Source organism: Tropicibacter oceani, from assembly GCF_029958925.1.
Classification (GTDB): Bacteria; Pseudomonadota; Alphaproteobacteria; order Rhodobacterales; family Rhodobacteraceae; genus Pacificoceanicola; species Pacificoceanicola oceani.
This window is the reverse complement of sequence record NZ_CP124616.1, coordinates 2,018,830-2,045,432: the sequence shown is the minus strand read 5'-3', so window position 1 is coordinate 2,045,432 and position 26,603 is coordinate 2,018,830. Positions and strand designations below refer to the sequence as shown.

Genomic DNA, 26,603 nt, shown 5'->3' with positions numbered 1-26,603 from the left:
ATCGACTCCTGAGCTATATGGCGCAGGTTCCGAAGACGGCCCGTGGCCGGCCTTTGGGGCGCGAAACAGCACAGAGACACAAGCCCATGTGGCGCGCCATCCGACTTTCACTACTTCTAGCCGCCTTGGCGATTCCCGCCCAGGCCGAGATGAACACCACCGCGAAACGCCTTTTCCTGCTTGAGCAAAGCGGCCTTGGCAAAGCGGGGCAGTCCCATCTGAAAAACCTCGTGACCCCGGTTTCCCTGTCCGCCCCGCAGGGCAAGGGCAACATCAGCTACTCTCAGGACTGGCTTGCGCGGCAACCGCGCGCCACCGGTGGGGCCGAATGGCGCTGCCTGTCCGAAGCCCTCTATTTCGAAGCGCGCGGCGAGACGGTCAAGGGCCTGTTCGGCGTGGCCGAGGTGATCCTGAACCGGGTCGACAGCGGGCGCTATCCCAATTCGGTCTGCGATGTCATCAACCAGGGCACCGGCCGCAAATATGCCTGCCAGTTCACCTATACCTGCGATGGCCGCCCCGAGGAAATCCACGAACCCGCCTCGTGGGAGCGTGTCGGCAAGGTGGCCAGCATCATGCTGGCGGGCGCACCGCGCAACCTGACCAGCGGCGCGACCTTCTATCACACCACCGCCGTCAATCCCCGGTGGGCAAAAAAGTTCCAGCGGACAGCCAAGATCGGCGACCACCTTTTCTACAGCCGCTGATCGGTCGTAAAAGGGCGGCGCAGGGACGTCTTCGACAAGGCGGGCGGGCAAATTGCCCGTTACCTCTGCGCCCTGTACGCCGCACTTGACCGGAGCCCTTCATGGCCGACGAAATCCGCCTTGCCTTTGCGCATCCTTCCGAACGGTCCATCGCCACCTCGGGCGAGGACCCGCGCGATCGCATCAGCCTGCGCGACCACATCGTCGAGGCCGAGATCGGCGCCTTTCAGGCCGAACGCGGCCACACCCAGCGCCTGCGCTTCAACGTGGTGGTCGAGGTGATCCCCTTTACCGGCAAGCTCGAGGATGATGTCGACCGCATCCTGTCCTACGACACGGTGACCGAGGCAATCGCCCATGAACTGGCGGCCGAGCGTCTGAACCTGCTGGAAACCCTGGCCGAACGCATCGCCGAGCGGATCTTGCTGGAGCCGCAGGCCATGCGCGCCTTTGTACGGATCGAAAAGCTGGATCGCGGCCCCGGTGCGCTGGGTGTCGAAATCGTGCGCACCCGGCGCGATTATGGCCAGCACCTGAACGAACTGGCCGGCGAAGTGGCGCAACAGCGCCCGCATCCGCGCATTGTCTATGTGTCCAACGCCGCCATGGCGCGCGACGATCTGGGCACGTGGATCGACGCGCTGGACGCGCGGCGCGCGCCGGTGATCTTTTGCGTCGGCGCCCCCGATCTGCCCGCGCCACAGACCGGCCACAAGATGACCCAGCGCCGGGTCGACCTGCTGGCGATCGAACAGAACGGCTGGATGCTGGCGGCGCGCGATCACCGCTGCAAGGTGGTCGCCACCCGCACCGAACTGGACTGGGCCATGAAGAACGGCCAGATCTGCGTCTGGGCACCGTCAAAGATCGTGCTGGATGCGACCCAGGGGCCCAAGGTGCAGCCGCGCGACTCGGTTGCGCTGGCGGCATGGTTTGCCGGCGTCATGGAGGCCTGCGAACTGGTGGTCATCGGCGAAGCCTTGCCGGAAAGCGCGCCGGTACCGCTGCGCGCGGTCACGCCGGGTGCCGCGATCTTTGACGCCTGATTGCCGGATGTGGCAGGCAAACCGCGCGCGCTGCGGGTTTTCGTCCAGGTCCCGGGCGTACGGGCCCTGATCCTGGCGCGCCGGGCCGATATGGCGCCCGGGGTTTCGCCCTTGCCAAAACGGGTCGTTTGAGCCAGTCAACAGCATGACCATGGAATATTATCGCCCCCTCGTCTGTTTCGATCCCCTTCGCCCGGATCACGCCCTGCCGGTTGCGGGCGGGCCCGGCTGGTTTACCCATGCCGCGCTGCATGTCCGGGGCGCCGCGCCCCGGATGGTTGATCTGGACGCGATCCCGGCCAATTGGCTGAACCGCATCACCGCTGCGCGCGCACCGATTGCCGGCGTTGCCTTTGATCGACCGCGCCTGATGGGCATCCTCAACGTTACACCAGACAGCTTTTCCGACGGCGGCAAGCATCATGTGGCGTCAAAGGCGCTGAACCACGCGCTGGAGATGGCCCGCAGCGGCGCCGATGTCATCGACATTGGCGGCGAAAGCACCCGCCCCGGGTCCGTCACCGTCCCGGTCGAGGCCGAAATCGCCCGGATCGAACCGGTGATCCATGCGCTGCGATCGGAAATCGGCATTCCGATGTCGATCGACACCCGCAAGTCCGAAGTCGCGAAGGTCGCGGTTCAGGGCGGGGCGGCGCTGGTCAACGATGTGTCGGGCTTTACCTACGACCCTGCCCTTGCGCTTTACTGCGCGCGCAACGCGGTTCCGGTCTGCGTGATGCATGCGCAGGGCGCTCCCGAAACGATGCACGAGAACCCGCAGTACGACGATGTGCTTCTGGACGTCTATGATTTCCTGTTCACCCAGGTGACCATGCTCGAGGCGCTGGGAATTCCACGGGCGCAGATCATCGTCGATCCCGGTATCGGCTTTGGCAAGAAAATCCCGCACAACCTGGCCATCCTGAACGGGCTTTCCCTGTTCCACGGGCTGGGCTGCCCGGTGCTTTTGGGGGCCTCGCGCAAGGGGTTCATCGGGCGGATTTCCGGGGCGCATCCCGCCTCGGAGCGCATGCCCGGATCGATTGCCGTCGCGCTTGGCGCAGCTGCGCAGGGCGTGCAGATCATTCGTGTGCATGACGTGGCCGAAACCGCGCAGGCATTGGCCCTTTGGCGGGCCGTGACTTTTGGAGACTTTGATGACTCGTAAATTATTTGGCACCGATGGGGTGCGTGGCACCGCGAACACCTTTCCGATGACGCCGGAAATGGCCCTGATGCTGGGTGCGGCCGTGGGGCGGCATTTCCGCCGCGAACACCAGGGCGTGCACCGCGTGGTGATCGGCAAGGACACGCGCCTGTCCGGCTACATGTTCGAAAACGCCCTGACCGCGGGGCTGACCAGCACCGGCATGAACGTGCTGCTGCTGGGCCCCGTGCCGACACCGGCCGTCGGGCTGCTGACACCGTCGATGCGGGCCGATCTGGGGATCATGATTTCCGCCAGCCACAACCCTGCTGCAGACAACGGGATCAAGTTCTTTGGCCCCGATGGTTTCAAACTGTCGGACGAGGTCGAGGCCCATATCGAAAAGCTGGTCGATGACGGCCCGCGCCCGGCCAAGCCGCACAACATCGGCCGCGCCAAACGGATCGACGACGGGCGCTTTCGCTATCAGGAACGGGTGAAATCGACCCTGCCGGCCGGGCTGCGGCTGGACGGCGTCAAGGTGGTGATCGATTGCGCCAACGGCGCCGCCTACAAGACCGCCCCCGAGGTCCTGTGGGAACTGGGCGCCGACGTCATCCCGGTGGGCGTGTCGCCCAACGGCTTGAACATCAACGCCGATTGCGGATCGACCAAGCCGCAGATCGCCGCCGAAACGGTGGTGGCGCATGGTGCCGATGTGGGCATCTGCCTGGACGGCGATGCCGACCGCATCATCCTGATCGACGAAAAGGGCCGGGTCGCCGATGGCGATCAGATCATGGCGCTGATGGCCGCCCGCTGGGCCGAAGAGGACCGCCTGAAAGGCGGCGCCCTGGTGGCGACGGTGATGTCCAACCTGGGGTTGGAGCGCTTCATGCACGGCAAGGGCCTGCGACTGGAACGCACCAATGTCGGTGACCGCTACGTGGTCGAGGCGATGCGTGCCAATGGCTGGAACCTGGGCGGCGAACAGTCCGGCCATATCGTGATGACCGACTATGCCACCACCGGCGACGGTCTGATGGCGGGCCTGCAATTCCTGGCGGAAATGGTGCGCACGGGGCAGCCTGCCTCGGTTCTGACGCGCAATTTCGAACCGGTGCCGCAGATGCTGAAAAACGTGCGCTACACCAAGGGCAAGGCGCCGCTGGAAACCCTTGCGGTGCAGCAGGCGATCGCCGAGGCGGAAAAACAGCTGACCGGCAAGGGCCGCCTGTTGATCCGCAAATCGGGGACCGAGCCGCTGATCCGGGTCATGGCCGAATGCGAGGACGAAGGCCTGCTGCTGTCGGTGGTCGACGGCATCGTCGCCGAGGTCCAGGCCGTCGCGGGTTAAACCCGCGACTTGCGCCGGAAGGGCGCGCTCAGCACTGCCCAGCCTCCGGCAAGAAAGGCGAACAGCGCGCTGAGCCCCATCCATCCGGTGACAAAGCCTGTGCCGGCAAAGACCGCCCCTTCGAAGGTCAGCGGCGCGGCCGGTTTGAAATTCTCCAGGGCGCGCTTTGCGATATCGCGGTCCCCCAGGTGGGTTGCCAGCTTGGCGCGCATGAAGGGCCCCGCCCCTTCCAGCGTTGCCAGATCGCCCGCCAGCTGGTCGCGGCGCGCTATGTCGGCGCGCATGTTCTGCGCCTGGCGCAGGCTCAACGCCCCTTCCTGGCCCAGCTGGTCGATCAATTCGTCCAGCGTCACGCCCACGGTTTCCGCATCCCGTTCATAGCGCGTCACCTGACGTGACAATTCATCCACCGCCCCGCCAAGGCGCTGCATGTATTGCTGCGAAAATTCGGGGAATTGCGACAGCCCCGCCGCTCCGGTCACGCCGCCCGCCAAGGCCAAAGCCCTAAAGATCATGCCTGCTCTCCTTCCGGGTCATTCTGACCGACCCTTGGCCGCCAGGATAAGGGGAAAAGCGCGGCCTGACAGCCCCCTTATGCCCCCGCCGCCAATCGGTCCCACGCGCGGCGAACCCTTGCCGGGGCCATCTGGAACGATCGGTCGGCGACGTCGCGAAGATTGCATATGTATTTGCCATCACAACCGTGACAATCTCCTTTCGCATCGGTAGTGTTCTCCTTTAAGTAGTCAGAGCCTCAAGGCCTGAATGAGTAACTCCTGGAACGGGAAACAGGTGAACCGTGCCGCATTTGATCATTGCCGACGACAACTCGCAATTTCTTGACCTTCTGACGACCTATTGCCAGTCGACGGGATGGACGGTCGAAACTTGCTTGGACGGGGACGCGCTGGCGCAGACCGTCATGGGGGGCACAGAGCCTGCCCTGGTGCTGATCGACATCAAGATGCCGAACGTCGATGGGATCGAGGTGATCGAACACCTTCAAAAGGCCCAGCGTCCGATCCGCATCAGGTTCATGACCGGCGGCGACAGCGCCCCCTTGATCGCCGCCGGGTTGATCGCATCCGCCCGGGACATGAGCGTCGGGCGCAGCATGTTCAAACCCGTCGGCAAGGAAGAATTCGTTCGCATCCTGAACGAAGAGGCTGGAAAACTTGCGCAGCTGAGCGCGCCCTAGACCAGCCCCCGGCCCTTGATCCACAAAGAAAAACGGCCGCCCCGTTCAGGGCGGCCTTTTTGTTCAGAACACGCGGTCAGGGCAAAACCCTGCCCGGTCGGTCAGGCCGATGCGCGGCCATAGATCTGCGCGATGCGTTCGATGGCCTGCTCGGGCGGCAGCTCGACGCTTTCGCCGCTGCGCCGCGAGGTCAGCTCGACCACGCCGTTCTTCAACCCGCGCGGCCCGACGGTGATGCGCCAGGGCAGACCGATCAGGTCCATGCTGGCAAACTTGCCGCCTGCGCGTTCCTTGGTGTCATCGTACAGCGCCTCAAGCCCCAGAGCGGTCAGCGAAGCATAGATCGCCTCGCAGGCGGCGTCGGCCTCGTCGTCGCCCTGCTTCAGGTTGACGATCCCGCAATGGAAGGGGGTCACGCCCTCGGGCCAGATGATGCCCTTGTCGTCGTGGTTGGCTTCGATGATGGCGCCCAGCAGGCGCGACACGCCGATGCCGTGCGACCCCATGTGAACCGGCACCTTGTCGCCCTCGGCGTTCTGCACCAGCGCGCCCATGGCGTCGGAATACTTGGTGCCGAAATAGAAGATCTGCCCAACTTCGATACCGCGGGCGGTGCGGCGGCGTTCCTCGGGGACCTCGGCAAAGATCGCTTCGTCGTGGGTTTCATCCGTGCGCGCATAGCGCGAGGTGAATTCTTCAAGAACCGCCTGGCACTGTTCGACACTGTCAAAGTCGATGGCGCGGTCGCCAAAGGTCAGATCGGTGATCTGGCTGTCATAGAAGACCTCGGATTCGCCGGTTTCCGCCAGCACCAGGAATTCATGGGTGTAATCGCCGCCAATCGGGCCGCCATCGGCGCGCATCGGGATCGCCTGCAGACCCATGCGTTCGTAGCTGCGCAGATAGCTGACCAGGTGCCGGTTGTAGGCGTGCAGCGCATCCTCTTTGGTCAGGTCAAAGTTATAGCCGTCCTTCATCAGGAATTCGCGGCCGCGCATCACGCCAAACCGCGGGCGGATCTCGTCGCGGAATTTCCACTGGATGTGGTACAGCGTCAGCGGCAGGTCCTTGTAGGACGACACGTGGCTGCGAAAGATGTCGGTGATCAGCTCTTCGTTGGTGGGGCCGTACAGCATGTCGCGGCCATGGCGGTCGGTGATGCGCAGCATCTCTTCGCCATAGTCGTCATAGCGCCCGCTTTCGCGCCACAGGTCAGCCGATTGCAGCGTCGGCATCAGCATCGGGATATGACCCGCGCGCTGCTGTTCCTCGTGCACGATGTTTTCGATGTTCTTCAACACCTTGTAGCCCAGCGGCAGCCAGGAATAGATCCCGGCGCTGGCCTGTTTGATCATCCCGGCGCGCAGCATGTAGCGGTGCGACACGATCTGCGCCTCGGAGGGCGTTTCCTTGAGGACGGGCAGGAAGTATCGGGAAAGGCGCATGGTTGACCCCAAAAGCAATGAGTTTGGGGCGTTTTGAGCCAAGCGCGACGCCTTTGCAAGAGGCAGCACAGCCACAATCCCCGGCACGGATAGCCCGGCCGCTTGCGGCCTTTGCGTGCAGATGCCACGCTGACACTCCGCATTGCCAGCCAAAGGCCTGTCATGGATCGTTTTTTCGTTCAATTCCTGCTGCTTCCCGAGGGTGCCATGATCGCCCTGGCCATGGCGTCCCTTGTCGTCGGCGCCGTCCTTGCCGGAGTATTCATCAAGGTGCGCACCCCAATGCGCCGGGTTTCGTATCTCGCAACCCTCGCGGGTTTGTCGCTGGGCGTGGCGGGCCTGCCTTATGCCTGGCTTGCCATTTCGGCCATGGCCGAGTTTGGCCTGCTTTGGCTTGTCGTCGTAGCGGTGCATCTGGGCGTCGCAGCATTTGGCGCACTGACCTACCTGGCCTCGGCGGCGCGATCGGTCGACATCACCGGCAAACCGGGCAAAGCCTGGCTGGGGTTCGTGCCGCTGGCCAACCTCTGGCTGATGTTCCGAGCGGGCGACCACGGGTCAAACGACAATCCGCCCAAGGGTTGGATGGCGGCACTGGACCCACTGGTGGTCTTGTTGGCGCTTGGCGCAATGATTGGGGCGAAAATCCTTGAAGCCCGCGCCGACGAGGTCATTGATCGGCATTCGGGAAATGCCGGACCCGCGCTGATTGCCCTGGTCACCGACGCACAGACGGTTCAGCAAAGTTTTGAAACCGAGGTCGAAAGCCTTCAGTCCATCCTGCCGATCCAGATCAACGAAGACACCACGCTTGTCTCGGCCCGCACCTCGGGCAAGACCCTTTTCTATGTGTATGACGTCACGGGCATCGGCGTGGAACTGGTGGATGGCCTTCGCCATTGGCTGGCTTTGGATTATTGCCAGCCCGACATGTTCGGCCCGGCCCTGAAAAAGGGCGGAGAGATCGTTTTCAACTATCACCAGAGCGACGGCATCCTGATCGAGGCAATCACCCTGACAGGGGCGGATTGCCCGAAGCCTTTGGACTTCTAGCCGTCCAGCAGGTCGTCCTCCTTGTCGCCTTCGACCCGCGCGGCCATCTGGTCCTCCAGTTCCTGGACCTCGTTCGACAGGTCGTCTTCGGCATGGCTGATTTCGGGTTCGGCCACCGTTTCGGGCGGCGGGGCCAGTTTCGGCGCGGGGCCCGGTTTGGCGGGGCGGGCCATGGGCAGCGGAATGCCTTCGGGAAAGATGATCTCGCGGGCGGCATCGGGCATCGAGATGCCCGCCTCCATCATTTCCTTCTTGACCCGCCGGATCAGCGCCGAGCGCAGCTTCAAAGGCGAATACTTGGTGCCGTCGAACCAGTAATAGACGGTGATGTCGACGGTGCTGTCGCCCAGCCCGTTGGCCAGAACCATCGGTTCGGGATCATTCGACACGGCCTCGTGTTCCATCAGTACGCGCATGATCACGTCCTGCGCGTCGGATATTGCCGCGTCATAGCCGATGCCCACCCCGAAACTGCCCCGGCGCGAGGCGCTGGCGGTGTAATTCTCGATCGTCGATTTGAACACGGTGGCGTTGGGGATCTGGATATGGTTGCCCTCGGGCGACACCAGCACGGTGGACCGTGTGTTCATCGAATGAACCACGCCCTGATAGCCCGCGACCTCGACGTAATCGCCGCGCCGGAACGGCTGGCGCAGCGACAACAGCAGCGAAGCCAGGAAATTCTCGGCGATTTCGCGAAAGGCGAAACCGATGACGATCCCGACGATCCCCGCGCCGCCGATCAGCGACACCGCCAGTTGCGTCAGCCCGGCGACCTGAAGCACGATGTAGAGACCGACCAGGAACACCGGCAGGGCGATCAGCCGGACGGTGATGTCACGCAGGATCGGTGTCTTGATCCGGTCCCGCAGCCCCCAGCCCGCCAGCCGCGCCACAAGGCTGGACAGGAAAAAGGCCAGCGGCAGGATCAGCACCGCCACCACGACCGAAGGTGCCGCCGCGATCGCCTGATCGCGCAGGTGGCGCAATTCGGTAAAGGCCGGGGCCAGGGTAAAGCTGACCTGCTGGTTCACCCGGATGCGGTTCACCACGGCCACCACCCCATCGGTCTTGGCCGCCAGGTCGCGTACCCAGTCCTGGCGTTTCGTGCTGTCGGTGGTGCCGTCCAGAAAGACGATGCCATCCTCGACCTCGACCATCACATCGCTGTACCAGCCCGATGCCTCAAGGATGTTGCGCAGACGCGCCTCGATCTGGTCGTCGCGCACACCGCCCTGCACGCTGACAGTCTGCTGGGTGTCGATCACCTCTTCTTCCGGGGCGGTTTCGGTTGCGGTTTCCTGCGCAGGCAGGGGCGATGCGGCCAGCATCGCAAGAAAAAGCAGGGCGGCAAGGATCTGTCTGGGCATGGGCGCTTTCGGAATGCATCAAGGGGTCAATCGGATGTCAGCCTAGGGCGCAAAGCGGCGGCTTTCCAGTAATACAATCCCCACCTGCGCGCGCGCCCTTGAAACCGCGCGGTCAACGGGCGATGTAGGGGGAAACAGCAAAGGAACGCCCATGGCCCTGCCCGTTCAGGCACAGTTCAAGTATTGGGGAATCGTCCTGGTGGTCCTGGCCGTGGTGCTGTGGTTCCTGGGCGACGTGCTGCTGCCCTTCGTTCTGGGCGGTGCCATTGCTTATTTCCTGGACCCGGTCGCCGACCGGCTGGAACGCATGGGCATGTCGCGTGCAGCCGCAACCGGGACAATCACCGTCATCGCCCTGCTGATCTTTGTAATCATGGCGGTGGCCGTGATCCCGACGCTGGTGCAGCAGACGCTTTCGCTGTTTGACCTTGCGCCGCAATTGTTCCGCGATCTTCAGGCCTTTCTGACCGAGCGCTTTCCCAGCGTCATCGTCGAAGACAGCCCGATCCGCAAAACCCTGGCCCAGATCGGCACCACCATCCAGTCCAAGGGCGGAGAGTTGCTGAACACCGCGCTCAGCAGCGCCGCATCCTTGCTGAACCTGGCGCTGCTGTTCGTGATCGTGCCGGTGGTGGCGGTCTACCTGCTGCTGGACTGGGACAACATGGTTGCCCGCATCGACGAACTGGTGCCGCTGGATCACCGTGACACGGTGCGCCAGCTGGCAGGCGACGTCGACAGGGTGCTGGCCGGCTTTGTGCGCGGCATGGGATCGGTCTGCATCATCCTTGGCATGTATTACGCGGCGGCGCTTTGGCTTGTGGGGCTGCAATTTGGCCTGGTGGTCGGGGTCATCGGCGGGCTGCTGACCTTCATCCCCTATGTCGGCGCCATCGTCGGCGGGGCACTGGCCATCGGCCTTGCGCTGTTCCAGTTCTGGGGCGACTGGTGGATGATCGTCATCGTCTGGGCGATCTTCCAGTCCGGCCAGTTCATCGAAGGCAACATCCTGACGCCGCGCATGGTGGGCAATTCGGTCGGGTTGCACCCGGTCTGGCTGCTGCTGGCGCTGTCGGTCTTCGGTTCGCTTTTCGGCTTTGTCGGGATGCTGGTCGCGGTGCCGCTGGCCGCGGCCCTGGGCGTGCTGGCGCGGTTTGCCACCAGCAAATACAGAAGCAGCCGCCTGTATCTTGGATTGATCGGAAACAGAGAGCCATGAGCCACCCTGCCCAGATGGCCCTGCCCCTGCCGACCCGCGCGGCACTGGGGCGCAGCGACTTTTACGTGACCGAGGCCAATGCCCTAGCGGTGGCGCAGATCGAAGGCTGGCGGCTGTGGCCGTCGGGCAAATTCGTGCTGTCCGGGCCTGCGGGCGCGGGCAAGACGCATCTTGCCCATGTCTGGGCGCGCCTGACCGGGGCCACCATCCTGCCCGCTGCCGCGCTGGCCCAGGCCGATATCCCGATGCTGGCCGAAGGGCCCGTCTGCGTCGAGGACATCGAAACCATCGCCGGCGACACCGCCGCCGAAGAGGCGCTGTTCCACCTGCACAACCTGGTGCTGGCACAGGGTCACAAACTGCTGATGACCGCCCGCCAACCGGCGGCGCGCTGGGGCCTGTCCCTGCCCGACCTGCAAAGCCGCGCGATGGGCGCGCAGGGCGCCGAGCTGTCCGAACCCGACGACGACCTGCTGTCGGCGCTGATCGCCAAGCTGTTTTCGGATCGCCAGATCGTGCCCGCGGGCGACGTGGTGCCCTATCTCGCGCGGCGCATCCCGCGCAGCTACACGGCCGCGCAGCTGATCGTCGAAATCCTCGACCGCGAGGCCCTGGGCCGCCCCAAGGGCGTCAGCCGCCCGCTGGCCATCGCCGTCTTTGACCGGCTGTTCGCGCCAAAGCTTTTGCCAATGGACGATACATCGACTTAACCTGCTTTCACCTTTTCAGAAAAAGCGCATCATGACCCAAGCCGATTTTCTCAAGTCCCCCCTGCCCGCCGCCGTCGAAATGCCGGACCTGGATCTGACCGGCCCGGGGCGGTTCTATAACCGGGAGCTCAGCTGGCTGGGGTTCAACTGGCGTGTCCTCGAAGAGGCGGAAAACCCCCGCGTGCCGCTGCTGGAACGGCTGCGCTTCCTGTCAATCTCGGCCACCAACCTGGACGAATTCTATACCGTGCGCGTCGCGGGCCTGCGCGAATTGGCCCACGCCGGCAACGCCACCCCCGCCGACGACGGCCTGACCCCGGCCGAACAGCTGGTGCTGATCGACGAAGACGCCCGCAAGCTGCTGGCCGAACAACAGCGGATGCTGGGCGATCTGCGTAAGGAAATGCAGGACGAAGGCATCTGCATCGTGTCGCGCGACGACCTGACCGATGCGGACAGGACATCGCTGGCCACCGATTTCCTGGAACAGGTCTTTCCGGTGCTCTCGCCGCTGGCGATCGACCCGGCGCATCCCTTTCCCTTCATCGCCAACATGGGCTATTGCCTGGCGCTGCAACTGGAACGCACCAAGGATCGCCGCCCGCTGCAGGCGCTGCTGCCGATCCCGGCGCAGATCGACCGCTTCATGCCGCTGCCGGCCGAAGACGGGCAATTCCGGTTCATCCTTCTCGAAGACGTGCTGCTGCTGCATATCGACAGCCTGTTTCCCGGCTACGCGGTCAAGGATCACTTTGGCTTTCGGGTGCTGCGCGACAGCGATCTGGAAGTCGAGGAAGAGGCCGAGGACCTGGTGCGCGAATTCGAGGTCGCGCTGAAACGCCGCCGCCGCGGCGAGGTCGTGCGCCTGACCACCAGCGCCAATGCCCCCAAGGCCCTGCGCAAGATCGTCATGCGCGAATTGCACGTCGACGAAGACGAGGTGATCGAACTGGACGGCATCATCGGTATCGCCGATGTCGCGCAGCTGGTGATGGACGCCCGCCCCGACCTGCTTTGGCCCAGCTTCACCCCGCGCATTCCCGAACGCGTGCAGGACCATGACGGTCACATGTTCGACGCCATCACGCAAAAGGACATGCTGCTGCACCACCCCTATGAAACCTTCGACATGGTGGTGCGCTTTCTGAACCAGGCGGCCGCCGACCCGGACGTGGTGGCGATCAAGCAGACGCTGTACCGCACGTCGCGCAATTCCCCCATCGTCGAGGCGCTTTGTGCCGCCGCCGAGGAAGGCAAATCCGTCACCGCCCTGGTCGAGCTGAAGGCCCGTTTCGACGAGGCCGCCAACATCCGCCAATCGCGGCGGCTGGAACGATCCGGCGCGCATGTGGTCTATGGTTTTCTCGACTGGAAAACCCACGCCAAGATCAGCCAGGTGGTGCGCCGCGAAGGCACCAAGCTGGTGACCTATACCCATTGGGGCACCGGCAACTACCACCCGATCACCGCCAAGATCTATACCGACCTGTCGTTCTTTACCTGCGACGCGGCGCTGGGGCGCGATGCGGCCAAGCTGTTCAATTACCTGTCGGGCTATGCCATGCCGGCCGGGCTGGAAAACCTCTATATCTCGCCGCACAGTCTGAAATCGGGGATGCTGGACCTGATCGAGGCCGAGATCGAGCACGCCCGCAAGGGCAAGCCCGCGCAGATCTGGCTGAAACTCAATTCGCTGATCGAACCGGACATGATCGACGCGCTGTATCGCGCCAGCCAGGCCGGGGTGAAAATCGACTGCGTGATCCGCGGCATCTGCGGGCTGCGGCCGGGCATCAAGGGGCTGTCGGAAAACATCCGGGTGAAATCCATCATCGGGCGGTTCCTGGAACATTCGCGCATCATCTGTTTCGGCAATGGCTATGGCTTGCCGCACAAGAAGGCGCGGGTTTTCATCAGTTCGGCTGACTGGATGGGGCGCAACCTGAACCGCCGGGTCGAAACCGGTGTGGAAATCCACAACGCCACCGTCAAGGCGCAGATCGTCAGCCAGATCATGGCCGCGAACCTCGCTGACACGGCGCAAAGCTGGGTGATGGAGCCGGACGGCCATTTCACCCGCCACCCGGTTCCCGAAGGGCAGTTCGCCTTCAGCTGTCACCGCTTTTTCATGGAATACCCATCGCTGTCCGGGCGCGGGTCGGCCGGGGCGGCGGATGTTCCCAAGCTGACGCATACGGACGATTAACACCTTGCGGTTAAACCGGGATGGCAGGCCAACCCCCTGCATTCCCGTCACAAAATCGCCCCAAAATGGTCGCGCCAGCGCCGCAAAACCTTAACCGCAGGTTAACGTGACTGGCGCAGTCTGCCTGTGCACTCGAAACAGGTGGCGCGGTCCGCGTTCAACGGCCCGCAGCGTTCAAAAGACGCCGACACGGCCGCAGCGCGGCCCTTGTGGCGTAGAAGACGCCTTGACCCATCATGAGGCGAAAACCATGTCGAGTATTTTGACGAACAACGCGGCCACCACGGCCCTTGCCACCCTGCGAAACATCAATTCGCAGCTGGCAGAAACCCAGAACCAGATTTCAACCGGCAAGGCGGTTTCCGGCGCCAGGGACAACGCCGCCGTCTGGGCCATTTCCAAGACCATGCGCGCCGATATCGCCGGATTTCAGAACGTGTCCAACAGCCTGATGCTGGGCCAGTCCACCATGGCCGTCGCCCGGCAAGGGGCGGAAACCATCACCGAGCTGCTGACAGACATCAAGGGCAAGATCGTTTCGGCGCAGGAAGGCAACGTCGATCGCGAAAAGATCCAGAACAACATCAAGGCCTTGAAAGAACAGATCGAGGGGATCACCGGCTCGGCCGCCTTCAATGGCCAGAACATGCTGCAAAACAACGGCACCGACGCCGGCAGCGGCACGATCAGCGTGCTGGCCTCGATTGATCGCAGCGGCAGCGGCGTGTCCAGTTCGGACATGACCTTCAACCGGCGCGACATGGGCACCGGCGCCCAGTCCATCGCCGCCACCGGCGGCACCTTTGCCGCCGCCGCGGCCACCGGCACCGTCAACGCCACCCAAAGCGCCACCATCGACCTCAGCGCCGTCACGGTCGAGGCGGGCGCGGCCTTTTCGCTGTCGGTCTATGGCACCGATGGCAACAATTCGGCCTTTGACCAGGCCAGCTATCGCACCACGGCGGGGGCCAATGAAACCCAGGCCGAAATGGCGACCAGCGCGCTCAGCTATGTTGCCCGCGACGGCGACACCATGGCCGACGTCGCCAAGGCGCTGACCCGCGCCTGGGACAACTATTCCACCGAAAACAACCTCGACCCTTCCGTGCTGAACATCGAGGCATCGGGCCGGTCGCTGAAAATCTCGTCCACGGTGACCGATGGCACGGATTCGATCGCCGTCAACGTCAACAAGCTGGGCGCTGATGCCGCGAACACCATCGGCGGCGGGCTGCAGACGTTGGGGGACATCGACGTGACCACCAATGCCGGCGCCAGCAAGGCCCTCAGCCAGATCGAAGGGCTGATCAACTATGCCATTGATGCGGCGGCGGGATTTGGCTCGGACCAGGGCCGGATCGACACCCAGTCCGACTTTGTTTCCAAGATTTCGGCCACCCTGCGCGATGGCGTGGGCAAACTGGAAGATGCCGACATGGAGGACACCTCAGCCCGGTTGCAGGCCCTGCAGGTACAACAGCAGCTGGCGGTTCAGGCTTTGTCCATCGCCAACAGCCAACCCCAGCAGCTTTTGGCGCTGTTCCGCTAAAAATTGCCCCGTGCCCCGCCCTTGGTCTGGGCGGGGCGCGCCAAATCTGCGACAGTTGACGCAAGGTCGCGCGATTCCTCGTCACTGGCCTCTTGCCCCCGTTTGACCGGATGGGCATTCCGGACACGGCTGATTTGGGGATGACCATGAACAAACATACCGAACCGGATCACGGCGACTGGGGCCCTTTCGGACGCCCCATCTTTGACGATCCCAAGTCGCGGCACCTGAAACGGGTTGGCGTGGTGGACATCGGATCGAACTCGGTCCGCCTGGTGGTCTTTGACGGTGCCGCCCGCAGCCCCGCCTATTTCTACAACGAAAAGGTGATGTGCGGCCTGGGCGCCGGCATGACCGAAAGCGGCAAGCTGAACCCCGAAGGCAAGCGGCGCGCGCTGTCCGCGATGAAGCGGTTCCAGATGCTGGCCAAGGGGATGGAGCTGCCCTTTCTGACCGTCGTCGCCACCGCAGCCATGCGCGACGCCGAAGACGGCCCCGCCTTTCAGCAAGAGCTGGAGCAAGCCACCGGCCTCAAGATCCACGTCATCGACGGCGAGGAAGAGGCCCGCCTGTCGGCCCAGGGCGTGCTGCTGGGCTGGCCCGGCGCCTACGGGCTGATCTGCGATATCGGCGGCTCGTCGATGGAGCTGGCGGAAATCCACGACGGCAAGGTCGGCAAGCGCATCAGCTCTCCGCTTGGGCCGCTGAAGTTCAAGGACATGGAAGGCGGCGCCGAGGCCCGCAAGGAACACATCAAGACGGTCATCAAGGGGCTGGCCGACTACATGGGGTCGCAGAACGACCGCCTGTTCCTGGTCGGCGGCAGCTGGCGCGCCATTGCCCGCATCGACATGGAGCGGCGCAATTACCCGCTGCACGTCTTGCACGAATACCGCATGGATGTTCAGGCGGTGACCGACACCATCGCCTTTATCGAAACCTCCGACCTCGAAGAACTGCGCAAGGCCTGCTCTATCTCGTCGGCGCGGATGGACCTGGTGCCCTATGCCTGCGAAGTGCTGTCGCGGCTGATCAAGACCTTCAAACCCAAGGACATCGCGGTATCCAGCTACGGCATCCGCGAAGGCATGCTGTACGAACAGATGCCCAAGGAAGTGCGCGAACGCGACCCGCTGATCGAGGCCTGCCGCTTTGCCGAACGCAAGGACGCGCGCCTGCCGGGGTTCGGCCGCAAGCTGTACAAATTCGTTCTGCCGCTATTTCCCGACGCCGACGCGGCGCGCCTGCGCATCGTGCGCGCCGCCTGCCTTCTGCATGACGTCAGCTGGCGCGCGCACCCCGATTACCGGGCCGAGGTCTGTTTCGACAATTCCACCCGCGCCAACCTGGGTGGGTTGAAACATTCGGAACGGGTGTATCTGGGGCTTGCCCTGTTGCACCGCTATCGCAACCGCCGCGAAGGCACCCATTTCGAAGCGATGTATGGCCTGTTGACCGAGGCAAAGCAGACCGAGGCCGAAATCCTGGGCAAGGCCATGCGCCTGGGCGCCATGCTGTGGATGATGGATGCCGGACAGGACAAGGTGCGGCTAAGCTGGGATGCCTGGACCAAGCGGCTGTGCCTGCACCTGTCCAAGGACGCCGCCCCGCTTTACGGCGAGGTCACGGAATCGCGGTTCCGATCACTGTCAGAATCGCTGGGCGCGCTGGCCGCAGACGTCGAGATTTCCACCGAAGAGCCCGAGCACGACGAATAAAGGCACGCGCTGGGTAGATCACACAGCCAGCCCGGACTGCGTGTCTGGCTTGGCGGTCTGGCTTGGTTAAAGCTCGATCTCGCCGCCCTCGGGGATTTCGTCCGCAAGCTCCTGCTCGGTCTTCTTGCGCAGGATGATGTCGCCATTGGGCAGCATTTCAGGGGGGTGATAGGCCGACCAGTCCTGTACCTGGCCCATCAGATCCTTGAGCGCGGGGCCCATTTCGGCGGCAAAATCGTCCAGAAAGGGCTTCATTTCCTGCGCCATGCCTTCAAGATCCTTGAGCGCCGGCTCGACCTCGGACATCAAGCCGCGCAGGAACAGGCGCGCGCCTTCCTCCATCAGGTTGAACCCGTCCTCTTCGGCAGGCGCGTCCTGCGCCGCAAGCGGCGCGGCGATCAGAGACAGGGCAACAAGGGGCGCAGCAATCCGTTTCATGCGACCAATATAGGATGGCAGATCGCGTTTGATAAGGGGTGCGTGGCCCTGCCCCGCCCTGCAGGCCAAACCGCGCGCATTGCCGCCGCCCTGCGCCGCGCCCCGCAAGGCGCGCTTTGCCTAAAGGTCGATGTCCAGCGTCACCGGAAAATGATCCGAGGCCGCCAGCAACGCTTCGCGCAGCTCGGGCGTTGACCAGCACACCGGATCGTCGAACGGATGCCAGATCCGCCATTTCGGCGAATGGGCGCGCAGGTCCTCGGACACCATCACGTAATCCAGCAGCGCCTGCAGATAGCGCTTTTCCGACGGCAGGTAGAACCGCGCCGTGGTGGGTTGCGCGCTGATCCGGCTGGCCAGCGCCCGCGATGCATGCGGATCGAACAACGGCGGCCCGCCGTCCCCGGCAACAATCTCGACCGAGCTGCGCCCGAACAGGTTTTCGTATTGGTCCAGCCCCGGGCCATCATTCAGATCGCCCATCACGATCAGGCTGTCGCCCGCCGCCAGATGCACCTCGATCCGCCGCCGCAGCCAGATCGCCTGCGCCAGTTGCTTGCGCCGGTTGGCAATCGACATCTGCATGATCTCATCATGGCCGCGCGCGCCGTGTGGCGCCTTGGACTTCAGATGCGCGCCGATGATCCGCAGGCTGCGCCCGGACACCGTTTCCACCGCCACCTCGAGCGGCGGCTTGGAAAACCGCACACGATCCTTGGTGGCGTCGATGTCCAGGTCGATCTCGTAGACATGGTCAAAGCGCGGCGGCGCGCTGTCCTGCCCGCCTTGCGGATCGTGGCGGGCGGACAACACATAAGGATCATACAGCAGCGCGATTTCCTGCTGGGTGTCATTGGCAAAACCTGTGACGATCCCGCGCGTGCGCAGATCGTAAGCCTCGACAAAGCTGGTCAAGGCGCGCACGGTGCTGCGGCGCGTGTTGGTGTCCGGCGCCTCGATCAGCAGGATCGCATCGGCATCCAGCGCGGTAAAGACGATCCCCAGCGCCTCGGCCTGTTGCTGGCGGGTCACGTTGTGCCGCGCCGACCAGGCATTGTCAGCCTTAAGCCGCCCCTTGTCGTCGAACAGCGCGTCGAACCATTCCACGTTGTAGGTGGCCAGCCGCACGCCCGCGCCCTCAGGCCGCGCGCCGCGCCGAGATTTCCTCCCAGGCGCGGTTGATGTCGGCCAGCCGCTTTTGCGACAGCTGCACCGCCTCTTCGGGCACGCCGCGCGCGATCATCACGTCTGGATGGCTGTCGCGCACCAGCTGCCGGTAATGCTTGCGGATTTCGTCCAGCGGCATGTCCGGCGACACCCCCAGAACCGAATGCGGATCGCGCTGCGCATCGGGCACGAAACGCGCGCGCACCGCCATGAAGCGCGGCTGCTCCATGCCGAAAATCTGCGCCACCCGTTCCAGAAAGGCGTCTTCGTTGGGGTGATACTGGCCGTCCGCCATGGCGATGTGGAACAGCCCCTCCATCAGGTCGCACAGCGTGGGCGAACCTGTGCCGAACATGCCGGCGATCCGGCGGGCGTAATCCTCGAACCCGGCGACGTCCTGACGGGCCAGGTTGAACACCCGCGCCGCGCCTGCCTCGTCCTCGGGGGCGATGGCAAAGACCTCGCGAAAGGCGCTGACCTCGTCCCGTGTCACCTGACCGTCGGCCTTGGCCATCTTGGCCGACAGGGCGATGACGGCGATGGTAAAGGCGATGGTCCGTTCCGGCGGGCTGCGCAGGTGTTCGAAAACCGCGGCCAGGCCTTCGCCATTGGTCAGCGCGGCAAGCGCGGTGGTGATGCGGGTCCAGATCGACATGGGCGCAGCTTACGCCTTTGCGCGGGCAGTGTCAGGTCGGGTTTCACAGAATTTTCTGCATCAGCACAAGGTCGATCCAGCGCCCGAACTTGTACCCCACCTCGGGCAGGCGGGCCACGTCGGCAAAGCCGACCGCGCGGTGGAACCCCACGGCACCGGGGTTTTCGCCGCTGATCCCGGCCCAAAGGCTGTGCACCCCCTGATCGCCAAGCGCCGCCTCGAGCGCGGTCATCAAACCGCGCCCCGCCCCCTGCCCGCGCGCCTCGGGCGTCAGCTGGATCGAATGTTCGTAGGTATAGGCATAGCCCGGTCCGCCGCGAAACTGAAAGGCGGTGGCAAAACCGCGCAGATGGCCGCCAATCTCGGCCACCTGGAAAAGCGGCCCTCGGTGCACGATGTCGGCGCCGATCCCTTCGGCAGTCTTGCGCGCGGTGGTAAAGGTGATCGCGGTGTTGTCGATCACCTCGTTCCAGATGGCCGCGATTTCGGCCGCGTCCTCTTCGCGCGCCGGACGAATGATCAGGCTCACAGCAGGCACACCTCGTCGTTGACGGTGATCCGCGCGGCAAGCCCGGCCTTGTCGGCAGTTTCAAAGCCCACCAGCGGGGCCTGCAGATGTGGTTTCAACAGGGCTTCGAGGGCCTGCGCATCGGGGTGGCGCACGGTCAGGCTTTGCAACTGAACCGGCGCGCCCGTCATGGATTTACCCGGGGGCGGCACGTCATCGTGCCATTGGATCAGCGCTGGAAACATTCCGTCAAAGGGCAACTGCCCGTTTTGCGGCACCGCCATGGCCCAGCGCAGCACCCCGCGCGACAGCTCGACCCGGCGGCCCGCCATCGGCAGCGCCCGCAAGGCCGCGTCAAGGTCCGGCACCCGGCAGATCCATTTGTCCAGCCGCGCCGGTCCCTTGAAATCATCCAGCCCGAACCAGCGCGGGTCCGGGGGCGGCGGCGCAGCGGGATCGCAGGCGATCGCCTCGATGTACAAAAGCGGCGCCATGCCCAGCAACATGTTGTGGGTGCCAAACCGTTCATGCGTGCCGCCATGCATCATTGGCAGGCCAAGCGCATCCTCGACCACATGCACGGCCTCTTCCAGGGTCTCTCCGAGAACGGCGATATGATCCAATTCCAGCATGGGCGCGCCTGAAAAGTCAGCAATTCAGCCACGATAGGACAGGCTTTTGCCTCTGCCTAGACCGAAAGTCGCGCCAGCGTGCCCGAATTTCCGGTACGCCCCCCCGAATGCACGGGCAGCGCAACGAAAAAGGCGCGCGTCCCGCCCGGGGCGCGCGCCTTTCGCTGACAGGCGGTCAGTTCAGGCCTGACGGGTCTCGCGGATGATCCGCAGGATGTCCTGCGCGGCATTGGGGATGTTGGTCCCCGGGCCAAAGATCGCCTTGACCCCCGCCTTGTACAGGAAGTCATAGTCCTGCTGCGGGATCACCCCGCCGCAGATCACGATGATATCCCCCGCGCCCTGATCCTTGAGTTCCTGCACCAATTGCGGCGCCAGCGTCTTGTGCCCCGCTGCCTGGCTGGAAATCCCGATCACGTGCACGTCGTTGTCGATGGCGTCCTGCGCGGCCTCGGCGGGCGTCTGGAACAGCGGGCCGACGTCGACGTCAAAGCCGATATCGGCAAAGGCCGTGGCGATCACCTTGGCACCCCGGTCATGGCCGTCCTGCCCCATCTTGACCACCAGCATGCGCGGGCGGCGGCCTTCGTCCTCGGCAAATTGGTCGACCGCCTTCTGGATCGCGGCAAAGCCTTCGTCGCCTTCGTAGGCGGCGCCATAGACGCCGGCCAGGGTCTTGACCTCGGCGCGGTGACGGCCGAATTCCTTTTCCATCGCCATGCTGATCTCTCCTACGGATGCGCGGGCGCGGGCGGCTTCGACTGCCGCCTCCAACAGGTTTCCGCCCTCTTTGGCGCGCCGGGTCAGTTCGTCCAAGGCCGCCTCGCAGGCGGCTTCGTCACGGCTGGCGCGGATTTTCTCAAGCCGGGCCACCTGCCCGATGCGGACCTTGGCGTTGTCGATATCAAGGATGTCGATCGGGTCTTCCTTGGCCAGCTTGTACTTGTTGACGCCGACGATCACGTCGGTGCCCCGGTCGATTTCGGCCTGACGGCGGGCGGCGGTTTCCTCGATCCGCAGCTTGGGCATGCCGCTTTCCACGGCCTTGGTCATGCCGCCCATCTCGTCGACTTCGGCGATCAGTTTCCACGCCTCTTCGGCCAGATCATGGGTCAGCTTTTCGACATAGTAAGACCCGGCCAGCGGATCGACCACCTTGGTCACGCCGGTTTCTTCTTGCAGGATCAGCTGGGTGTTGCGGGCGATGCGGGCGCTGAATTCGGTCGGCAGGGCAATCGCTTCGTCCAGCGCGTTGGTGTGCAGCGACTGGGTGCCACCCAAGACTGCCGACATCGCCTCGTACGCTGTGCGGATCACGTTGTTATAGGGGTCCTGTTCGGTCAGCGACACGCCCGAGGTCTGGCAATGGGTGCGCAGCATCTTGGAGCGGTCGCTCTTGGCGCCCAGCTCGGTCATGATGCGGTGCCACAGCATCCGTGCGGCGCGCAACTTGGCAACCTCCATGAAGAAATTCTTGCCGATGGCAAAGAAGAACGACAACCGACCCGCAAACTTGTCGATGTCCATGCCGGCCTCCATGGCCGTTTTGACGTATTCCTTGCCGTCCGCCAGCGTATAGGCCAGCTCCTGCACCAACGATGCGCCCGCCTCTTGCATGTGGTAGCCGGAAATCGAAATGCTGTTGAACTTGGGCATCTCGTTGCTGGTGTATTCGATGATGTCCGCGATGATCCGCATCGAGGGCGCGGGCGGATAGATATAGGTGTTGCGGACCATGAATTCCTTCAGAATGTCGTTCTGAATGGTGCCGGACAGAATGGATTTGTCATGGCCCTGCTCTTCGCCCGTGACGATGAAGTTCGCCAGGATCGGGATCACCGCGCCGTTCATCGTCATCGACACGCTGACCTGATCCAGCGGGATGCCGTCGAACAGGATTTTCATGTCCTCGACCGAATCGATGGCCACGCCCGCCTTGCCGACATCGCCCACCACGCGGGGGTGATCGCTGTCATAGCCGCGATGCGTCGCCAGGTCGAAGGCAACCGAAACCCCCTGCTGACCGGCGGCCAGCGCCTTGCGATAAAAGGCGTTCGATTCCTCGGCCGTCGAAAAGCCGGCGTACTGCCGAATGGTCCAGGGACGACCCGCGTACATCGTCGCCTTGACCCCGCGCGTAAAGGGGCCGACGCCGGGCAGCCCGCCCATGTGCGGCAGGCCCTTGGTGTCATCCTCGGTATATAGCGGTTTGACCTCGATACCTTCGAGTGTGTTCCACGTCAGGTCGTCCAGGCTACGGCCGCGCAGTTCCTTTTCAGCGAGTTGGCGCCAGTCGTCGGGCAGATCCGTCATCGTTTTGTCCTCTTTTATCAAGGCCCGCGACCAGCTGTATCGCCGGTTTTGCGGGCTCGGGGTCCTCTGTCAGTCGGGCCAGACCATCGGCCCCGGCGCGCAGCCAGAACAGATCGTCGGCATAGGCCTCGCGCAGCCGCGCGGCCTGAAGGTCGGAAAAGGGGTGCCAGCGGCCATCCCCCCGGGGCAGCATGTCGGGGTCTTCGCCGCGCTCTTCCAGCACGGCCCGCAGCTGGGGCAGACGGGGGCGCTGGTTGACCCAGAATTCATCCGGCCGCGCCTTGGGCGGGAAAAGCGACCCGGTCATTTCCGCAAAAAGCCGGTCCGGGCGCGGGCCATAGCGTTCGAAGGGCGATACCAGGATTTCCGCATCCGGGCAGGCACAGGCCAGATCGGTGATCACATGGCGCCAGCTGCGCGGCCCCAGCGACAGCTGTTCCAGCGCCGCCGCGGGCGGGATGCCGCCGCCGCGCGGGATCAAGTAGGCCATCGACGAGGCCCACCAGCTTTCCAGCGATCGGATCTGCAGAACGACCCGGCGTATCGGGCTGAACGCGCCGTTCAGCCGCGCCATGCGTTCCCCCACCTCGGGATACAGCAGGCGCGCGCGCAGGCAGCGCCGCGCCGTGCCGATCATGTTTTCGTCCGACACGATCAGAACCGCCGCGCCATTGCGCGCCGCACCCTTCATGTTCAGCTGCACACGCCCCACCGCCCGGCGCGTCTGGTCCGGTGTCTCGGGGCGGTCGGCGACCCCGTGCAGCAGGCCCTTGCGCGTGCGCCCCGGCCCCCAAAAGCCGATGGACTGGTTCGCCAAAGCCCGCGCATTCGCCTGCATGAAGCGCTGGAAACTGGTAGAGCCGGTGCGATGCGCACCCAGATGCAGAATGACGTCCATGGACTGTCCAGACCTTGCAATGCGCGCGCGGCCATGCCGCTGCGCTGTTTCGCCAGGCCGGCAAGGTGCGCCATGCAGTCTCACGATCCGGTTAAAGGTAAAATTTTCACGGGTGGTGACCGCTTGACCCTGTGCAGCGCCCCACCCCGCCCCTATATCTGAAGGTATGAAGAGATTGATCCACATTGCGTTTTCGGCGCTGTTCCTGACGGTCGCCGCTGCGCCCCAAGCCATTGCCGCCGAAGATGTGCTGCCCGATCCGCCAATCATCGAGGCGTCGCAGACATCGCTGGCCGACTGGATGTGGCTGAAACGGCCCGTGGTGGTCTTTGCCGACAGCCCGGCCGATCCGCGATATGTCGAACAGATGCAGCTGATCCTGGAACGCATCGACGCGCTGGTGCTGCGCGACGTGGTGGTCATCACCGACACTGATCCGGCCGCCGGCAGCGAAATCCGCAAGGCGCTGCGCCCGCGCGGGTTCATGCTGGTGGTTCTGGCCAAGGATGGTTCGGTCGTGATCCGCAAGCCGGCGCCCTGGGACGTGCGCGAAATCAGCCGCTCGATCGACAAACTTCCGCTGCGCCAGCAAGAGGTCAAGGACCGCCGCGACGCGCTGCGCCAGTAGCCTAGCTTTTGGTGCGCATGAAAAACGCGGTTTTCGCCGGTTTGTACAGCAGCACCATGGAATAGGTGACCGGGTCGTAGATCATCATGGTATCGGGCGACATCAGCACCGAATAGGCATCGGCGGCAAAGGCATCGTCCATGCAGCGTTTGCCCGGGCCGACAAAGCTGGCCAACATGCCAAGCCCCTTGAACAGGTTGATCGACATCAGTTGTTCCGACACCTGGTTCGGGGTCACCCCCGGAATGTCGAAGGCCACCGTCTGCCCGTCCTGCAACAGCGGAATCGCCGCGCGTACCGAGGTCATCAGGACCGGGCCGCGCGTGCGCCGCACCTCTTGCGAGACAACCGCAAAGCGCGCCACGGTGCAGTCCTTTTCCGAGGTGAACTGTTCGGTTTCGGCCAGGAAGATCCAGGGCGCGACGATCGCCCTTGCCTCCTGCTCGGTGTCGAGCTGACAGGCCGTCAGCAAGGCCGCGGCTGTCAGCATCAACACCAGTCGCCGAAAGGTCCGGCCGAGCATGCGCACCCCCTAGAAAGCAAGCTTTCGCAAGGATAGCGGCAAAGTCTGAAGACTTCGTTGCCTGCGCATATGGTCCCGGCCGGAACATCAGGGCCTATTCGAATTCCATGATCACATCGTCAACCGCAAGGCTGTCGCCCGCCGCCGCGTTGATCTTGGTCACGGTTCCGGCGCGTTCGGCGCGCAGGATGTTTTCCATCTTCATCGCCTCGACGGTGCACAGCGCCTGGCCTTCCTGGACCTGCATGCCGACCTCGACGTTGACCTTCACGATCAGGCCGGGCATCGGGCACAGCAGCATTTTGGAGGTGTCGGGCGGCAGTTTTTCCGGCATCAGCGCGGCCAGTTCGGCCTGACGCGGCGTGCGCACATTCACCTTCATGTCCGCGCCGCGGGTGCGCAGGCGGAAGCCCTGGGTGATCTTGTCGACCTTCAGAACCAGCGGCGCGCCATCCACGGTCATCTTGGCAAGGCTGTCGCCCGGCGTCCAATCCCCCTCGACGCGCAGCGCGGCGCCATCGGCGAAACTGACGGTCGACCCGTCGTGGTCGGCGGCAATCGTCACGTCAAAGCTGACACCCTGCAGCGCGACGTTCCAGTCCTCGCCGACATGGCGTTCGTGGTTGTCGATCCGCCCCGAAATGCGCGCGCGGCGGATTTCTGCAACCCGGTTCATCGCGGCGGCAGCGGCGGCAACGCGGCGCAATTCCGGCTCGGCCAGGGTCACACCTTCGAAGCCCTCGGGGTATTCCTCGGCGATGAAGGCGGTGGTCATGTCGCCCGAAACGAACTTGGGATGATCCATCACCGCCGCGACAAAGGGCAGGTTGTGGCCGATGCCTTCGACCTCAAAGCTGTCCAGCGCGTTGCGCATCACCTCGATCGCCTCAAGACGGGTCGGCGCCCAGGTGCACAGCTTGGCGATCATCGGATCGTAATACATGCTGATCTCGCCGCCCTCGAAGACGCCGGTATCATTGCGCACCACGCCTGCGCCCAAGGGGCCCTCGGAGGGCGGGCGATAGCGGGTCAGACGGCCGATCGACGGCAGGAAACCGCGATAGGGATCTTCGGCATACAGGCGGTTCTCGATGGCCCAGCCGTTGATCTTCAGGTCTTCCTGCTTGATGCTCAGCGGCTCGCCATTGGCGACACGGATCATCTGTTCGACCAGGTCGATGCCGGTGATCAGCTCGGTCACCGGATGTTCCACCTGCAGACGGGTGTTCATTTCCAGGAAATAGAAGTTGCGATCGCCATCGACGATGAATTCGACGGTCCCGGCGCTGGTATAGCCCACGGCCTTGGCCAAGGCGACCGACTGTTCGCCCATCGCCTTGCGGGTGGCTTCGTCAAGGAAGGGCGACGGCGCCTCTTCGACGACTTTCTGGTTGCGGCGCTGGATGCTGCATTCGCGTTCGTGCAGGTAAACGCCATTGCCATGCGCGTCGCACAGAACCTGGATTTCGATGTGCCGCGGCTGGGTCACGAACTTTTCGATAAAGATGCGGTCATCACCAAAGCTGCTGGCGGCTTCGTTCTTGGACGACTGGAACCCCTCGCGGGCCTCTTCGTCATTCCAGGCGATCCGCATGCCCTTGCCACCGCCGCCGGCGCTGGCCTTGATCATCACAGGATAGCCGATCTGGTTGCTGATCTTGACCGCCTCGTCGGCGTCCTCGATCAGCCCCATGTAACCCGGAACCGTGCTGACGTTGGCCTCCTGGGCGATCTTCTTGGACGTGATCTTGTCACCCATCGCCTCGATCGCGCCCTTGGGCGGTCCGATAAAGGCGACGCCGGCCGCTTCGAGCGCCTCGGCGAACTTGGGGTTTTCCGAAAGGAAGCCATAGCCCGGGTGCACGGCCTGCGCGCCGGTCTGCTTGATCGCATCCATGATCTTGTCGATCACGATGTAGGACTGGTTGGCCTGCGGCGGGCCGATGTGCACCGCCTCGTCGGCCATTTCCACGTGCAGCGCGTGCCGGTCCGCGTCCGAATAGACGGCGACGGTCTTGATGCCCATCTTCTGGGCCGTCTTGATGACCCGGCAGGCGATCTCGCCCCGGTTGGCGATTAGGATCTTGTCGAACATGTCTGTGTCCCCTCTTGTCTA

Annotated in this window: 24 protein-coding genes; 12 read left to right on the top strand and 12 right to left on the bottom strand. The window is 64.0% G+C overall.

The genetic code is table 11. From position 1 onward, the window contains the following. Positions 1–86 precede the first annotated feature (86 nt). The 4 genes from QF118_RS09890 to glmM all read left to right on the top strand — a co-directional run bounded on the left by QF118_RS09890 (position 87) and on the right by glmM (position 4,257). A complete protein-coding gene (locus QF118_RS09890) occupies positions 87–707 on the top strand; it encodes a cell wall hydrolase (protein ID WP_394357055.1) in 621 nt (206 codons plus the stop codon). Positions 708–808: 101 nt separating this feature from the next. Continuing rightward, positions 809–1,753, top strand: coding sequence for a dihydroneopterin aldolase (locus QF118_RS09885; protein WP_282298902.1), 945 nt, complete (start codon positions 809–811; stop codon positions 1,751–1,753). A 151-nt stretch (positions 1,754–1,904) separates the two neighbouring features. Then, positions 1,905–2,921, top strand: coding sequence for a dihydropteroate synthase (folP, locus tag QF118_RS09880; RefSeq protein WP_394357089.1), 1,017 nt, complete (start codon positions 1,905–1,907; stop codon positions 2,919–2,921). Next, positions 2,911–4,257 (top strand): phosphoglucosamine mutase, encoded by a 1,347-nt coding sequence (gene glmM, locus QF118_RS09875; protein ID WP_282298899.1) that lies wholly within the window; start codon positions 2,911–2,913, stop codon positions 4,255–4,257. The genes folP and glmM overlap by 11 nt, the downstream gene beginning before the upstream one ends. Here glmM and QF118_RS09870 read toward each other — a convergent pair. After that, on the bottom strand, positions 4,254–4,772 hold the full coding sequence (locus QF118_RS09870) for a DUF2937 family protein (protein WP_282298898.1): 519 nt from the start codon (positions 4,770–4,772) through the stop codon (positions 4,254–4,256). The two genes, glmM and QF118_RS09870, sit on opposite strands and share 4 nt — an antisense overlap. A 284-nt stretch (positions 4,773–5,056) precedes the next feature. Between QF118_RS09870 and QF118_RS09865 the strand changes: the two genes are divergently transcribed. Further along, positions 5,057–5,455: a response regulator gene (locus QF118_RS09865; RefSeq protein ID WP_282298897.1), complete on the top strand. Its 399-nt coding sequence runs from the start codon at positions 5,057–5,059 to the stop codon at positions 5,453–5,455. Positions 5,456–5,556: 101 nt separating this feature from the next. Here the strand turns inward: QF118_RS09865 and proS are convergent, their stop codons facing one another. Continuing rightward, positions 5,557–6,900 carry a proline--tRNA ligase gene (gene proS, locus QF118_RS09860; protein ID WP_282298895.1) on the bottom strand — a complete coding sequence of 448 codons (1,344 nt, stop codon included), beginning with the start codon at positions 6,898–6,900 and terminating at the stop codon, positions 5,557–5,559. A 162-nt stretch (positions 6,901–7,062) separates the two neighbouring features. Between proS and QF118_RS09855 the strand changes: the two genes are divergently transcribed. Continuing rightward, the gene (locus tag QF118_RS09855; protein ID WP_282298894.1) at positions 7,063–7,953 is read left to right on the top strand and encodes a hypothetical protein; all 891 of its coding nucleotides are present in this window, start codon (positions 7,063–7,065) and stop codon (positions 7,951–7,953) included. On the opposite strand, the gene QF118_RS09850 is transcribed toward QF118_RS09855, so the two are convergent. After that, a complete protein-coding gene (locus QF118_RS09850; protein ID WP_282298893.1) occupies positions 7,950–9,323 on the bottom strand; it encodes a mechanosensitive ion channel family protein in 1,374 nt (457 codons plus the stop codon). The two genes, QF118_RS09855 and QF118_RS09850, sit on opposite strands and share 4 nt — an antisense overlap. 151 nt (positions 9,324–9,474) lie before the next feature. Here QF118_RS09850 and QF118_RS09845 point away from each other — a divergent pair, with 151 nt between their 5' ends. From QF118_RS09845 to QF118_RS09825, 5 genes are all read left to right on the top strand, one after another. After that, complete coding sequence (locus QF118_RS09845; RefSeq protein WP_282298892.1) at positions 9,475–10,542, top strand: AI-2E family transporter; 1,068 nt, start codon at positions 9,475–9,477, stop codon at positions 10,540–10,542. Further along, complete coding sequence (locus QF118_RS09840) at positions 10,539–11,252, top strand: P-loop NTPase family protein (RefSeq protein WP_282298891.1); 714 nt, start codon at positions 10,539–10,541, stop codon at positions 11,250–11,252. The genes QF118_RS09845 and QF118_RS09840 overlap by 4 nt, the downstream gene beginning before the upstream one ends. Positions 11,253–11,283: 31 nt before the next feature. Beyond that, a complete protein-coding gene (locus QF118_RS09835; protein ID WP_282298890.1) occupies positions 11,284–13,458 on the top strand; it encodes an RNA degradosome polyphosphate kinase in 2,175 nt (724 codons plus the stop codon). Positions 13,459–13,708: 250 nt separating this feature from the next. Next, entirely contained in the window at positions 13,709–15,007 is a 1,299-nt protein-coding gene (locus tag QF118_RS09830) for a flagellin (protein ID WP_282298889.1), read from the top strand. A gap of 146 nt (positions 15,008–15,153) precedes the next feature. After that, the gene (locus QF118_RS09825) at positions 15,154–16,725 is read left to right on the top strand and encodes a Ppx/GppA family phosphatase (protein WP_282298888.1); all 1,572 of its coding nucleotides are present in this window, start codon (positions 15,154–15,156) and stop codon (positions 16,723–16,725) included. 66 nt (positions 16,726–16,791) lie between these two features. On the opposite strand, the gene QF118_RS09820 is transcribed toward QF118_RS09825, so the two are convergent. The 7 genes from QF118_RS09820 to QF118_RS09790 form a co-directional block, all read right to left on the bottom strand. Beyond that, the gene (locus QF118_RS09820; RefSeq protein WP_282298887.1) at positions 16,792–17,163 is read right to left on the bottom strand and encodes a hypothetical protein; all 372 of its coding nucleotides are present in this window, start codon (positions 17,161–17,163) and stop codon (positions 16,792–16,794) included. A gap of 120 nt (positions 17,164–17,283) precedes the next feature. Then, positions 17,284–18,291 carry an endonuclease/exonuclease/phosphatase family protein gene (locus tag QF118_RS09815; RefSeq protein WP_282298886.1) on the bottom strand — a complete coding sequence of 336 codons (1,008 nt, stop codon included), beginning with the start codon at positions 18,289–18,291 and terminating at the stop codon, positions 17,284–17,286. A 10-nt stretch (positions 18,292–18,301) separates the two neighbouring features. Then, the gene (locus tag QF118_RS09810) at positions 18,302–18,985 is read right to left on the bottom strand and encodes a molecular chaperone DjiA (protein WP_282298884.1); all 684 of its coding nucleotides are present in this window, start codon (positions 18,983–18,985) and stop codon (positions 18,302–18,304) included. Positions 18,986–19,028: 43 nt separating this feature from the next. Continuing rightward, on the bottom strand, positions 19,029–19,508 hold the full coding sequence (locus tag QF118_RS09805; RefSeq protein ID WP_282302448.1) for a GNAT family N-acetyltransferase: 480 nt from the start codon (positions 19,506–19,508) through the stop codon (positions 19,029–19,031). A 2-nt stretch (positions 19,509–19,510) separates the two neighbouring features. Then, positions 19,511–20,125: a VOC family protein gene (locus tag QF118_RS09800; protein WP_282298883.1), complete on the bottom strand. Its 615-nt coding sequence runs from the start codon at positions 20,123–20,125 to the stop codon at positions 19,511–19,513. Positions 20,126–20,305: 180 nt separating this feature from the next. After that, on the bottom strand, positions 20,306–22,438 hold the full coding sequence (gene scpA, locus QF118_RS09795) for a methylmalonyl-CoA mutase (RefSeq protein WP_282298882.1): 2,133 nt from the start codon (positions 22,436–22,438) through the stop codon (positions 20,306–20,308). After that, positions 22,401–23,336: a hypothetical protein gene (locus QF118_RS09790; protein ID WP_282298881.1), complete on the bottom strand. Its 936-nt coding sequence runs from the start codon at positions 23,334–23,336 to the stop codon at positions 22,401–22,403. Before QF118_RS09790 ends, scpA begins: the two co-directional genes overlap by 38 nt. Positions 23,337–23,502: 166 nt before the next feature. On the opposite strand from QF118_RS09790, the gene QF118_RS09785 reads away from it, so the two are divergent. Beyond that, positions 23,503–23,964, top strand: coding sequence for a DUF4174 domain-containing protein (locus tag QF118_RS09785; protein ID WP_282298880.1), 462 nt, complete (start codon positions 23,503–23,505; stop codon positions 23,962–23,964). Position 23,965: 1 nt separating this feature from the next. On the opposite strand, the gene QF118_RS09780 is transcribed toward QF118_RS09785, so the two are convergent. Beyond that, the gene (locus QF118_RS09780) at positions 23,966–24,487 is read right to left on the bottom strand and encodes a hypothetical protein (RefSeq protein WP_282298879.1); all 522 of its coding nucleotides are present in this window, start codon (positions 24,485–24,487) and stop codon (positions 23,966–23,968) included. A gap of 94 nt (positions 24,488–24,581) precedes the next feature. Beyond that, positions 24,582–26,582, bottom strand: coding sequence for an acetyl-CoA carboxylase biotin carboxylase subunit (locus tag QF118_RS09775; RefSeq protein ID WP_282298878.1), 2,001 nt, complete (start codon positions 26,580–26,582; stop codon positions 24,582–24,584). Positions 26,583–26,603 lie beyond the last annotated feature (21 nt).